Raw genomic sequence first — 13,100 nt, 5'->3', positions numbered from 1 at the left:
TAAAAAAGCGTCCGTTACTTTAATAAGTAATGGACGCTTTTAGTTTAGAGGTATTCAGATATAAAAATCAGTTATGGGCATATTTACTGAATTTTAGAAGGGCTTTACTACTACTAAGATGACGATAATGACCAATGCAAACACTGGTACTTCGTTAAACCAGCGCCAAAATTTATGCGTCTTATAATGCGGATTATCAATTAGCTTTTTACGATAAAAGCCACAAGCACCGTGATAGCCAGAGAGTAGCACCACTAATAAGAGCTTGACGTGTAACCAGCCTTGGGTTTTATACACCTCCCAGCCTAGCCCCAACATCCATAGACCGAAGACCCATGTGGCTATCATCGATGGCGTCATAATACCGCGATAGAGCTTACGCTCCATAATAGCAAAGCGTTCGTGGCTGATGCTGTCGTCACTCATCGCATGATAGACAAACAAGCGTGGCAAATAAAATATCGCAGCAAACCAGCAGACCATCGATATAATATGCGCTGCTTTAATCCAGTTGAAATAATCTGCCATCACATTCTCTCTTACGATTTAATATTTTATTATCAATAATGTCGGCAAGCTTAGCGCAGATTATCCAATAATGGTAGCGATAAAAAACGCTACTCTGCCATCACCACTTGCGATTGATGACCACTCATCGCATCCATCACAGGCAATATTTTGGGCGCTCTTGGCGCGGCAAATTGCTTTGTTAGACCAAGCTCACGCATGAGTCTGTCATCGCCTGATTGGCTTGCATTGCCAGTAGTCAGCAGTTTATCACCATAAAAGAATGAGTTGGCACCTGCCATAAAGGCCAAGGCTTGCTCAGAGTCGGATAGGCTTTCGCGACCAGCAGACAAACGCACATAGCTGGTCGGGCAGCAAATACGTGCTACGGCAATAGTACGAATCCATTCAATCACTGACAGTTGACCTTCTGCCAAGACTTTATCACCAATTGGTGTGCCTTTAATGGGCACAAGCAAGTTGACCGGAATTGACTCTGGTGCTTTGGGCATTTTTAGTAGCTCGTGTACCCAATCGATACGGTCGTCACGGCTTTCACCCATACCGACGATATTGCCACTACAGACATTGATGCCTGAGTTACGCACGTTGTCTATGGTATCTAAGCGCTCGTCATAGCTACGCGTGCTGACGACTTGCTCATAATAACGACGTGAGGTATCTAGGTTATGATTGTAATAATCGAGTCCAGCATCCGCCAGTTGCGTCGCTTGATTGGTATCTAGCATACCAAGGGTCATACAGGTTTCAAGTCCCAAGGCCTTGACTTCTTTGATCAGCTCAACCACATAGGGCATGTCTTTGGCACTTGGATGTTTCCATGCCGCACCCATACAAAAGCGTGACGAGCCACTGGCTTTGGCACGTTTGGCCGCAGCAATGACTTTATCGACTTCTATGCGCTTCTCTGCTTGTAATTTAGTCGTGTCGCGGTGGTGACCTGACTGTGAGCAATAGCCACAATCTTCGGGGCAGTTACCTGTTTTGATCGACAACAAAGTACTGATTTGCACTTCATTGGCAGTGAAATTCGCCCGATGTATCGTTTGCGCTTGCAACAACAAATCCATTAAAGGTAAATCAAACAGTTTGGCGATTTCTTCGCGGCTATGCTTACGGGTCATTTGTTGGCTGGCGGTGGCATCCGTTGTTAAGTTGTTTAAAAAGTCATTGTCCAAGCCGCTGTGGCTGTTATTTTTATTATTGAATGTGTCAGTGGGGCTACTGGCATTAGGCTCTGAGATGTTAAGTAATCCTGCCATCATATAATTCCTTTTATAATAGTTTTTGAAACAATCATTTTTAAGAGAATAGTGGTTAAAAGAGTTGTGTGTAAAGCCATAAAATTTTAGGTAATAAAAAAGGCTGCGATATAGTATACCGCAACCTTTTTAGAAAATCAGAGCACTGCGAAAGAGTAAAGTAACTGAGCGCTAAATAATCGTGATCTGTTTTCTTCATTTACGTCGATCTATTTACGTCATTATTTGCCAAGTTTGTGCTTAGCAACCCCAATCCAATGGTTGGCAAGTTTTTGTGCTTTATAAGCATAAGGCTTGGCTTTTTGGATATAAGGTTTACATTCTTCTGGAATAGCTGGCACGATATGCTTAGCAAGTTTATTGAACCACATCATTAGGCTGTAATCGCCTTCGATGCTGAGGTTGCCTTCTTGTACAGCAGTCATAAAGGCAGGAAGATTGCCTTTGGTCAAAAGCTTAACACCTGTCATCGAATCCTTGAAATTGATGGTGAGGTCTGCTTTTTTAGCATGACCACTGTATTGGCTGAAGCTACCATTATCAAAGACAAAATAACGGGCGATATCCGCTTCAGTGCTGGCAAGCTCAATCGTAACATTGCGATCAGCGAATAGTGCTTTCACATCTTCGTTATCACTATCAGCAAGCATAGACAAACGATAGCCAATCACAGCCAATAGCACATCTAACGGATCAGATTTAATATCTAATACAGGAACAGTAAACATAATCGAACTCCTAAAGAATGAGACGCAAAATAATGCGTACTTTATAACAATTTTTGTGACAAATATATAACTAGATTATAAACGATAGAGAGGTTGCTATTCTTTAGGAGTTACGTAGAGAGCGTTAAGTATCTTGTAACATTCAATGACGTCATCTTGATTAAAATAAGTTGTTAATATTTATAAAAATGACAGTAGAAAAGAGAATAGCAACGAAAATGAATGCTCGCACTACCTATGCTAGATTGAGCGAATTTGACGGCAGGTTAATCGTAATTTTTGTACGAGATACAGTCGGATAAAGATAATGTAATACAGGCTATATAAGAGGTAAGTAAAAGTACTGCAAACAGAAAATGAGTCAACCTAACAGCGTCGCTCGTTGATATAAGCGCGACTCTATCAGTGGAAGCGCGGTTGGTAGTCGTCATCATAAACAGGCGTGTGCTCGATATAACGTGCCGCTTGCAATTGACGCTGCTGCTGAACGGATTGACTGACATCCTCGTAACGTAGTGCCCGATACAGCACCCAGCACGCTAAAGGCAACCAACTGATGCCCATGGCGATGATATAGCTGTGCCATTCTGACAGCTCTGATAGCATAGGACGACCCGCCACAATGCTTTGAATCGCCTCAACCGCTAGCCAATATGCCATACCACCAAATAGATACCAGAGCAGCCAGCGCTGTGAGGATAAGGCAAGCGCTAAAATCAAGCCTGCCAGCAAGCTATAACCAAGCAGTGCCGCCGTGCTCCACGTTTCTATACCAATAACTGAAAATATAGTCAGTAACATCATTCATCTCGCTATTCATAAGGTGAATTCCAATAGAGTCATTATGAAAGTTTGGGGAACAAAGCTAAAGAGGGGATAGGCGACTTTGCGACAACCGTTGACGTTTGGTTTTTTAGCACATTTTGATGGTTTTGTATGGCAAGGTTTAAGCATAAGCGCCGCAAGGATGGGCGCTTATTATTAAGAGTAGAGAGAAAGATTTTTGGGTTTTAAAAAGAGAATGATGCAGGTTTAAGGTAGGATTAAACGCGATTGCTACGAGTGCCCCACCAAGACAATAGTGAGACTAAAATCGCGCCTAGCAGCATCAGTCCTACAGTGGTTAGCCAATGTGGACCAGTAGGATATTGCCATGGCATCACGTTGTGTATCGCGTCACTATTAAGCGCGCCTAACGCATCTACTTTCCATGGCCATACTTTCACAAGCGAGCCTGCGATAAAACCTGTGAGCAAGGCTAAAGTTGCCTGATAGTAGCGAGACAATAGCCATTTAAGTGCGCGAGTAAATAATAACAATCCCGTTGCCATACCCGCAATGACCGTGAAGATTATCGTAAAGTTAAGGCTATGTACGGCTTCTAATACTGCGTCATAAGCACCTAATAGTAATAAGATAAAAGACCCAGATATGCCGGGCAGTATCATGGCACAAATAGCGACTGCTCCTGCAAAAAACAAATAAGGCAAGCTTGGTGTGGTCGTGAGTAATGGTAAGCTGCTAATGACCACAGCGGCAACAAGACCAGTCACGAATAGTGCAGCCCGCCCTATATTCCAACGTTGAATCTCACTCAATAATATAAATACCGTTGCGACAACCAGTCCAAAAAATAACGACCAAATAAATAACGGTTGATTATCTAATAGGTGTTTGATAATACCGGCTAAAGTAGCAAAACTGGTGGCGATTCCCAATAACAAAAATAACAAAAAAGTGGCATCAACTTGTCGCCACACCGAAACCAAACCTTTGATTCCGCCTTCCTGTCGAAATATCTGCCAGAGATTGGGGCCGATGCTACTCAGGGCGTTAATCAAGCGCTCATAAATACCGGCAATCAGCGCAATGGTACCGCCAGAGACACCCGGTACGATATCCGCTGCCCCCATGGCCATTCCTCTGATATAAACCCCAAATAGCTGCTTTGGGCTATCGGAGGATGCAGCAGTGCTGCTCTTATCCAGTGGTTGTGGCGCTGACGGCTCATTTTGCCGCGGTGATGGTGATGCCGTCATGGACAATCCTTTTTTATTTAAAAACACAGTGAAAGTTAATGCGATGCCGCTAAGTATGCTAGGGCAGTGATACGAAAATTGAATGTCGCAATGTCGCAATGTCGCAATGTAATAAGACGTAAAAGCCAGATTAATGTTAAAAACACTAACCTAGCTCCATGATATGGTGTTACGAGTGTAGTCGTTACTCCGTGGGCGCAAGTGCTGGATAACCAAGGGCATAAAATATGCCTTCAAGCCCTGTGACATTGATGGCGGCATCAGCACGTGCTTGGACAATGGGCTTGGCGTGATAGGCGATGCCTAGGTCTGCAATGGCCATCATCGGTAAATCATTGGCACCGTCACCGATACAGACCACTTGTGACATCTCGATGCCTAAACGTTCCGCAGTATGCTCAACGATCGCTGCTTTTTTGGCACCATTGACGATGGGCAGCTGTACGTGACCAGTGACTTCCCCTTCGTCGATATCTAGGGCGTTGGCGTGAACTTCGTCAATGCCTAATTGCTCAGCGATGTAGCGCGCAAAGTAGGTAAAGCCGCCTGATACCAGTACGGTATGGTAGCCCAAAGCTTTTAGTGCACTGATGGTAGTGCGAGCGCCCATTGATAGCGTTAGGCGGCTGCAGATATCATCCAGCACATCGGTCGAGATGCCTTTTAGTAACGCCACACGCTGGGCAAAAGATTCATCAAAATCCATTTCACCGCGCATTGCCGCTTCCGTAATGGCTTCGACTTCTTCGCCGATGCCCGCTGTTTTTGCCAACTCAACGATAACTTCTTGCTCGATTAAGGTGGAATCCATATCAAAGCAGGCAAGTTTGTGGGTACGTAGCATATGACCGACTGATAAAATATGGCAATCGACAATATCCAAGCGTTCAGTACTGCTCGCTTGACGAGTATCGTTATAAGCTTCGGTCAAGTCATGACGCAAGCGCGTGGTCAGCTGATCATCAATGATGTGAGCTGCTGCAGTCTTTTTGCCAGGATGCATGAGCGTATCAGTGACTGGAACCAACAAATAGCGGAATACTTGTGCTTGAGTAAAAGGCAAGCGCTGTGCGTTTGCTGCCGTTGGCTCTGTATCAGAAACGGTAATATTGACAAAACTGGCATCAGTATCTTCAGCGACGGTGACCAAATGCCAGCTTGGCTGTTCATCGACCCATGATTGCACATACTGGTGGATATCAAGCGTCGATATTTTGGTCGGTAGCACAACAATAAGAGCAAAAACTGGCAGGGACTGTAGCGCATCAAAATCTTGTAAGTTCGTGTTATCTGGTAACAGTGACGCAATAGAGTCAACGGCTTGTTGCCATGCTTTGCTGTCTTTTGGTAACGAGTAAGATGTATTGTGTGGCATGGCTCAATGGTCCCTTGTATGCTCATATAAGATTGGGAATAATAGCAGCTTTACTCGGCAGCGCCTATAGATGACGCGCAAAGTATCACCGTCGATTAAAGATGGCAGCAATCGTTGAAAAATCATTTGAAATTGGATGTGATTATTATGATAAATTTATAAATCTACTAACGCTATAAGACTTATTATGGTGATATAGTAGATAAGATAAGCGGACTGTATTGATGATGATATTCACAATAATGCTCTCAGTCGCCGCTTACCAAATGTGCCGTAGATTATCCTGAGTATTAGTATTTGAGACAGCAGTTTTTAATTAACCAAATCTTGTTGTAAATGTTATTTTAGGCAACAACAGACGTGTCGGGTTATGGTACTTAAATTCAATACATACTTGTTAAGATGCGTACTATTATAGTTTTTTTAAATTCGCCAAAAAATGAGGGATAGCCTTGTTTTTTTTAATTTCTCTTATCCAAAAAAGTTTACCATATCATGACGTATTTAGCGCCGCGGCAAGGGTTGTTTGCCATTATTCTTCTGGTTAGTTTTTGTTTGCAGACGTTGTTATTGGTCATCAGTACCGATCAACAGCTGAGCAAAAGTCGTGCGTTAAAAGGCGAGCAGATGGTCGCCCAGCTGATTGATGAAGCCAGGTTGTCTTTAGAAAATAAAGACCGTGTCAGCTTAAGTGTCATTGCCAATCGCTATACCAGCGAGCAAGACGTGACGCGCATATTGATTAAAGACAATAACGACGACATCTTGGTGCCTGTTGGCAATGCGCCCATGCAGCAAGGTGATACCATTCGGCAGATTGCTACTAATGGCGATTCGGTGATTGGCAGCGTGTCGTTGACATTAAAGGATATTAGCAAAGGCGAGATTATCGCTATGCAATGGCCGTTTGTCATCGGTACGATGCTGCTGCATTTGTTGCTTTGGCTGGTTTATGGTTACCTTGCTCGTCCAACCAAAGAGCAAATTAACGCGCTTAGCCGCGATATTCAAGATTTGCATCGTGAGCAGTATATGCAAATCGATCAGCGCAGTTATGATCGGGAGTTTGAACGCCGTGCCAAGGATACGGATAGAGAAACATCGGAGCATTCTGTAGAGAGTGCAACGGACGGTCAGCCGACCAATGCACACAAATTGGATGTACATAGTGAAGTAAACCAGTATTTAAGAACGCAACAGAATCAAGCGGCGACTGATACCACTGGCTCTAATAGTCAGCCTATCGATAGTACGACTGAAGAGCGAGCAGAGCATGACGCAGCAAATGGTGCTACCCAAGATGAGATAAGCCGCGCTCCTAAATCTGGGAGCGCCTCTCGGTTGTCTGCCACCCGCTCATTTGATAGTGTGAGAGTGCAGATTGTATTCCATGACGAGTTCAATATGCTTGAGCGTCTGGCACCGGCTCAGCGTTTACCTTATTTGGCATTATGTACGCAGCTATTGAACCAAGCGGTGACTGAGTTACTTAAGCAGCCATTGTTGTTGGGTGTCAGCGCGATGAACGAGCCACGTTTCGATGACACGGGTGCTAGCGTGTTGTTAAAGGCGGACAATAGCCATGCCAAAGTGGCGTTAGCAGGTGTAATGCTTGGCAAGCTGTATTTGATGCTCAACAAAATCATCCATGACAAGCACATTGAGCTAAGTCGCTTTGCACTACCTGCTAAAGCAGGTGTCAGCGATGATGCACAGGCGCAAGCAATGACGCAATTATTACACAGCGTCGGCAAAAAAGAGCAAATGCTGATTTTGTTACCCAATGCAGGTCTCAAGCAAATCAGCCACCATGTGCAGGTGCAGAGTATCATGCGCCCAACCACGGTTTATGAGCGTGAATGTGCGGTGTTCGATGGTGGTAATGATTCGATGATTCAACGCTTAGCAGATGTGCGCAATGCGGTATTGATAATTGAAAGCGAAGATGAGTCGGCTATTTAATGCTGCTTATATTCGCTTATTACTATACAATTGTCTGAGATATTGTCTCTGTCGTTATCTTTAAACAGCCTAAAAATAGGGCAGTAATAATAAAAAGCATTGACAACGTGAAGTAGAGACTTTATAAGGCATATATATATTAATGTATTCTTAATACCCTTGCTAAAAATGATAGGAGTTTGTCATGAGTGACGCTGATATTGACGACGATTTTGATGATGATTTTGTCGACGATGATGATGCAAAGATGGTGGAAGAGGCCGAGACGAGCGTGCGTACGCGCTTAAGTAGTCTTGAGAAGCGTCGACTGATCGATAATCTGCTAGAAGAGAAGCGTTTGGCCAAAGAGCTAAAGGATGATCTAGATGATATAGACAATTTCGATGAAGATGGCGATGATTGGGATGATGACGATCTTTAGTTTTTAAACTTAAGTCATAGCCTAATGTGAAAGTGCTCAGTCATTTCAGCCGACTAAAGCCTTTTAATAACGGCATATTAGCTGACAGTGTAATGCTAATGATATCGCGATCGTTACTTTTTGACGGTTGCTCGCCACCCGCTCTATGCAATGATTCTTATTTTATAAAGATGGTTTGGGTGCTTTACCGAAACCATTTTTACCTTCAAATTATCCACTATTCTGCACTTAACCGATTGTTTATGGCGACTGCCGCACTCTATCTTTCAAGGACAATTACATCATGAGTAACCAACTAAGCTTCGATGAATTATTAGACTATTTGGACAATCAAGAGAGCCCGTTTGTGCTTGATAGTGTCGCCGCGCATGGTTTTTTGACAGCGACAGTTATTGGGCGTCCATTACCGAATTGGCTGGATGCACTGTTTGAAGGTCATGTTAGCGAAATCCCAGAAAATGTCATCGACGGTATCCAGCGCTGGCGCGATTCTATTATCGCTGAGCTAAAAAACGAGACACCTATTGAGCTACCGTTTGGTGAAGATGCGGGTGATGAAGAAGTGGCCGTTGATTTTTCAGATGAATCAGATATCGTTGCTTGGTCAATTGGCTTTGTCGATGCGATGTATGGCGACGAAGCCAGCGATTGGTTTGAAGATGAAGAAACGGCTGAAGATGTGGCTGTCTTGACTTTACCAATGATTTTGCTAAGCGGTATTGATGATGAAGATCCAGAGCTTGCAGAGATGCGTAAAGATGAAGACAAGCTGGCACAAATGGCCAATAGCATCGAAGGCAATTTGACCGAGTTATTTTTATTGTTCCATACCAACGATTAGCCTTTTTTATCAATATAGGGACAGCGTGGTTTGGTCTATATCCAAGTTGACGCTGTCTATATAACGTCACCGATAAGGTCGTATTATGACTGTGCAACTCTCCAATCTTGAGCATTTGCCCAACTACCAAATCACCGAGCGTTTAGATGTGGTGTACGGCAGTACCGTACGCTCAAAACACGTCGGCAAAGACTTGTTTGCTGGACTAAAAAATATCGTCGGTGGTGAGTTAACGGCTTATACCGAGCTGTTAGAAGAGTCACGCCAAGAGGCGATCGATCGGATGATTGTCAAAGCAGAAGCTTTGGGTGCAGATGCGGTGGTGGGGTTGCGTTTTTCGACCTCTAGCATCGCGCAGGGAGCCTCTGAATTGTTTGTCTATGGCACTGCTGTCAAAGCCATACCGATGCCGCAGCAAGTCTACCAAACCCCACCAAGCGACTCTTATCATCAGTCTGGTCAACAGCCAAATCTACAAAATTCTGCACCGACAGCGACCGATGACTTGCCACGTTTCAACCCTTTTGGTTAGCTAACCAAATCTTAAAGCATCGATGCTTTTTTATGATAAGTTTATGACAAGAGACGTGCCATGAATAACTCCCTTACCCAAATGCTTATCAATTACGCACCGTTTATTTTACTATTCGCTGCTGGTTGGTTTTTTGGGTCGCGTCATGAGCGCCAACATCTCGCGCAGTTAAGCATTGCAGAGCAGGAATTAAGCCATATTATGGTCTCAAGCGAGCGCTTTTATGTGCCAAAACTTGTTGCCCATACTGAGGGCGAGCTGGTACTTGGTAGTGTGGTTATTGCCCAAGATTATTTCAAAATGATTATCGCTCGGGTATTGAGCATTTTTGGCAAAAACTTGACCACTTACGAGACCTTACTCGACCGTGCCCGCCGCGAGGCTCTTGTACGTATGCGTACCGAAGCACAAGCCAAAGGCTATAACCATATCTATGGCTTACGTCTAGAAGTTAGCAATATCAATCAATTGGGCAGCATGGTTGAAGCCATCGCTTATGGCACTGCAGTGAAAAGCCGTGAGTAACTCTAAAGCGCAATGAATCACTCAGAATTAATATAATCAATATCTATGATTGAATGCTAGTCATGCGTTTTGATTGTCCCTCATCTATACCGTTTCTTACTTACCTCACCTGTTATTTATAAAGAATAAACCATGCTTCTTCTACAGATTATCGCTGGATTTATAATCCTTTATATCGTCATAAAAGTCGCCAGTTGGTTTGGAAGTAGCGACAATTCGCCAGTTTCTTTGGATTCTTCTTGGGATCAGGATAATCTTGACGATAGCGATGGTAGTGATTCAAGCAGCAGCGACTCAAGTAGCAGTGATTCAGGTGGTGGTGATTCAGGTGGTGGTGATTGAAGGTTGCTGTTCAATGATATTTCATTGTTTTCTAAACCCAAAAACCATATTTGACTGATGAGTCGTTGAATAAAGCAAATAAGGGCGACTTTACCCCTATATACTTGCTTTCATCGCGTCTTATTTTTTGCTGTTTTTTAATTGATTGTCGGTGTTTAACGGCTATTGATTATGAGGACACACCTTAGCAAGGATTGCTAATCAGGCGTCAGTTAATCAGCATACTCGGTCTATAAAATTCATCTATAAAATGAACCTATAAACAGCTCTTATCTACAAGGATGTAGTTATGGAAGGTCTTGCCATAGTCACGTTAGTCAATTCAGTTATCATTCCTATTTGTCTGTTTTTAATCATGATGGGCATGGGTCTGACCCTCGTCACCAACGATTTTAAACGGGTTTTAAAATACCCAAAAGCAGTCGGCATTGGCTTGACCAATCAGTTGATACTGTTACCTATCATTGGCTTTGCGTTAGCCAATATCATGCCATTACGCCCAGAGTATGCCGTCGGGGTTATGCTCCTCGTATTGTGTCCGGGCGGCACTACCTCAAACTTATTTACCTATTTAGCCAAAGGCGATGTGGCGCTGTCGGTGACGATGACCGCGATTGCGAGCGTGATTACCGTCTTTACCATTCCCATTGTGCTGAGCTTTTCATTGATTTATTTTATGGGCAGCGGTAGTGAGTTTGAGTTACCAGTAGTAAAAACGATGCTGACTTTGGTGGTACTGACGATAGTGCCTATTAGTGTCGGTATGCTGATTAAACGCTATGCACCAACCGTTGCCGATCGCTCACAAGTCTATGTGTCTCGATTTGGAGTGATATTTTTAACGTTTTTAGTGCTGTTTTTGGGCTATGTGCAACGCGATATCATTGTCGACGCCTTTATCGCTACGGGTCCCGTATCGGTATTATTAAATCTCTCAACCATGGCGCTCGGTTATTATAGTAGTAAATGGTTCGGTCTCAACTTAGCACAACGCACCTCGGTGACGCTAGAAGTCGGTTTACAGAATAGTACCTTGTCGATATTTATGGCATTGACACTATTATCTAACTACGACATGTCGATGATGCCAGCCATTTATACTTTGGTGATGTTCTTAAGCGCGGGGATTTTGGTGCGTATATTTAGCGCTCAACACGATAAGCTGAGAAAATCTGAAATAGAAAATAGCGTGTTGGCAGCGCGTATGCTGTAGATGCTGAAAACCCGTAACAGGTTTAAATATTGAACCTTGTTATGGGTAATAGGTGAATTATCTATTTATAGCATTTAGCATTTAGCATTTAGCATTAACCAATACCAATCAAGTCAAGGTCGGCGGGTATTTATACTGCTTCTAGCTTCCGCTTGTTCACTAGCCGTTTGTTCTTTTACTTTTTCGATTTGAAATAAGAAGGTACGGTTTTTGAGTACCGCCACAAACACCACGCCGCCGACGGTATTGCCCACCAATATCACTACTAAAAACAGTAAATAACGCCCCAAGCTGACGGTATTGCCGTATAGCAAGGCAGAAAAAATCTCAATGTTGCCCACGATACTGTGATGCAATCCTAAAAAACCAATACTGCCAGTAATAAGCGTCACCAAAACGATGCGGCTAAGGGTGTCGCGTGCTGAGGTCACAAGCCAAGCGGTGACGCCCATCATCCAGCCTGCCAAGATGGCACTACCAAATATGACCCACCACCTAAACCCTAAAATGTGTTCGGCATAAGTGTCGATGTCGCTCACGCTAAACAGCTGCATATTTAAACCCAACCCTATCATCAATGCGGCAAACAAACAGCCGCCAACGATGTTGCCAGCGATGACAATGCCCCAAAGGCGTAGTAATTTATGCAACGGTTCAATCTTGTTAAGCACAGGTAGGCTTAATAATGAGGTTTGTTCGGTGAATAATAGCGACTGACCAATGACGACGATGATAAATCCAATTGGATAAAGTAGGGAGGCGAGCACGATTGCATATTGGCTTGGTAGTACGCCACTCAACAGCGCAAAAGCCGATAAAATCATAAAGAAGCTAATACCAATCTCAAGCCCAGCGGTAAAGGCACTGGTAAATAGCGAGCCAAGCGAACGCTCAAAGGTTTCTTTGGCATCCATCACTTGCTCAACCAAGATACTGGCATAGCTCTTTGCTTGACTCAAGTTGTCATCATTGGCGACTTTTTTGATGGTTTCCTTATCTGCTTCGCTCATATCTTCAGAGAAATCTTCGTCTTCTAAACTTTCTGTCGCCTCGGTATCATCTGGAATCGCAGTCTTGCTAACGTCTTTATCTTCAGTAACAGATGGTTGATAAGCGCTATCATCAATCAAGCGCTTATCGTCTATTGCATTAGCGTCAGATTCATCAGCTTGAGAGTGGCTGCTATTGTTATAGGTGTGCTCGGTATCTTTGGACACGGTCGGCTCGCTGTTTATAAGATCATGATTTTAGGATAAAGACGCCATTTATATGCTAGTGATGTTATAAAATATATCTCATAGCATGACCCATATTTTATAACATCACTAGCAC

Annotated in this window: 14 protein-coding genes; 7 read left to right on the top strand and 7 right to left on the bottom strand. The window is 43.6% G+C overall.

Features of this window, described 5'->3' with window-relative positions; all coding sequences use genetic code 11:
- Window positions 1–93 precede the first annotated feature (93 nt).
- The 6 genes from hemJ to serB all read right to left on the bottom strand — a co-directional run bounded on the left by hemJ (window position 94) and on the right by serB (window position 5,932).
- On the bottom strand, window positions 94–528 hold the full coding sequence (hemJ, locus tag C8D84_RS10125) for a protoporphyrinogen oxidase HemJ (RefSeq protein WP_060492310.1): 435 nt from the start codon (window positions 526–528) through the stop codon (window positions 94–96).
- 89 nt (window positions 529–617) lie between these two features.
- On the bottom strand, window positions 618–1,652 hold the full coding sequence (gene bioB / locus C8D84_RS10120; protein ID WP_211181292.1) for a biotin synthase BioB: 1,035 nt from the start codon (window positions 1,650–1,652) through the stop codon (window positions 618–620).
- Between the two features lie 359 nt (window positions 1,653–2,011).
- Window positions 2,012–2,518, bottom strand: coding sequence for an SCP2 sterol-binding domain-containing protein (locus C8D84_RS10115; protein WP_045443962.1), 507 nt, complete (start codon window positions 2,516–2,518; stop codon window positions 2,012–2,014).
- A 402-nt stretch (window positions 2,519–2,920) separates the two neighbouring features.
- A complete protein-coding gene (gene aciT, locus C8D84_RS10110; protein ID WP_228244533.1) occupies window positions 2,921–3,322 on the bottom strand; it encodes an AciT family ciprofloxacin tolerance protein in 402 nt (133 codons plus the stop codon).
- A gap of 239 nt (window positions 3,323–3,561) precedes the next feature.
- Window positions 3,562–4,557, bottom strand: a complete 996-nt coding sequence (locus C8D84_RS10105; RefSeq protein WP_109591893.1) for a DUF368 domain-containing protein — start codon at window positions 4,555–4,557, stop codon at window positions 3,562–3,564.
- A gap of 184 nt (window positions 4,558–4,741) precedes the next feature.
- Window positions 4,742–5,932: a phosphoserine phosphatase SerB gene (gene serB, locus C8D84_RS10100; protein ID WP_109591891.1), complete on the bottom strand. Its 1,191-nt coding sequence runs from the start codon at window positions 5,930–5,932 to the stop codon at window positions 4,742–4,744.
- A gap of 495 nt (window positions 5,933–6,427) precedes the next feature.
- Between serB and C8D84_RS10095 the strand changes: the two genes are divergently transcribed.
- The 7 genes from C8D84_RS10095 (at window position 6,428) to C8D84_RS10065 (ending at window position 11,768) form a co-directional block, all read left to right on the top strand.
- Window positions 6,428–7,894, top strand: a complete 1,467-nt coding sequence (locus C8D84_RS10095; protein ID WP_109591889.1) for a hypothetical protein — start codon at window positions 6,428–6,430, stop codon at window positions 7,892–7,894.
- A 184-nt stretch (window positions 7,895–8,078) separates the two neighbouring features.
- Complete coding sequence (locus C8D84_RS10090) at window positions 8,079–8,315, top strand: PA3496 family putative envelope integrity protein (protein ID WP_045443968.1); 237 nt, start codon at window positions 8,079–8,081, stop codon at window positions 8,313–8,315.
- 283 nt (window positions 8,316–8,598) lie between these two features.
- The gene (locus tag C8D84_RS10085; protein WP_055124803.1) at window positions 8,599–9,156 is read left to right on the top strand and encodes a YecA/YgfB family protein; all 558 of its coding nucleotides are present in this window, start codon (window positions 8,599–8,601) and stop codon (window positions 9,154–9,156) included.
- Window positions 9,157–9,241: 85 nt separating this feature from the next.
- Window positions 9,242–9,688, top strand: coding sequence for a YbjQ family protein (locus C8D84_RS10080; RefSeq protein WP_060491846.1), 447 nt, complete (start codon window positions 9,242–9,244; stop codon window positions 9,686–9,688).
- A 60-nt stretch (window positions 9,689–9,748) separates the two neighbouring features.
- Window positions 9,749–10,213: a YbjQ family protein gene (locus C8D84_RS10075; protein WP_109591886.1), complete on the top strand. Its 465-nt coding sequence runs from the start codon at window positions 9,749–9,751 to the stop codon at window positions 10,211–10,213.
- A 132-nt stretch (window positions 10,214–10,345) separates the two neighbouring features.
- Window positions 10,346–10,555, top strand: a complete 210-nt coding sequence (locus C8D84_RS10070) for a hypothetical protein (protein WP_109591885.1) — start codon at window positions 10,346–10,348, stop codon at window positions 10,553–10,555.
- 289 nt (window positions 10,556–10,844) lie between these two features.
- Window positions 10,845–11,768, top strand: a complete 924-nt coding sequence (locus C8D84_RS10065; protein ID WP_109591884.1) for a bile acid:sodium symporter family protein — start codon at window positions 10,845–10,847, stop codon at window positions 11,766–11,768.
- A 113-nt stretch (window positions 11,769–11,881) separates the two neighbouring features.
- On the opposite strand, the gene C8D84_RS10060 is transcribed toward C8D84_RS10065, so the two are convergent.
- The gene (locus C8D84_RS10060) at window positions 11,882–12,985 is read right to left on the bottom strand and encodes a formate/nitrite transporter family protein (RefSeq protein WP_109591883.1); all 1,104 of its coding nucleotides are present in this window, start codon (window positions 12,983–12,985) and stop codon (window positions 11,882–11,884) included.
- Window positions 12,986–13,100: the final 115 nt, after the last annotated feature.

It is taken from the genome of Psychrobacter immobilis, assembly GCF_003148585.1.
GTDB classification, from domain to species: domain Bacteria; phylum Pseudomonadota; class Gammaproteobacteria; order Pseudomonadales; family Moraxellaceae; genus Psychrobacter; species Psychrobacter immobilis.
The sequence above is the reverse complement of the archived record's forward strand: the minus strand, read 5'-3'. Positions and strand labels throughout refer to the sequence as shown.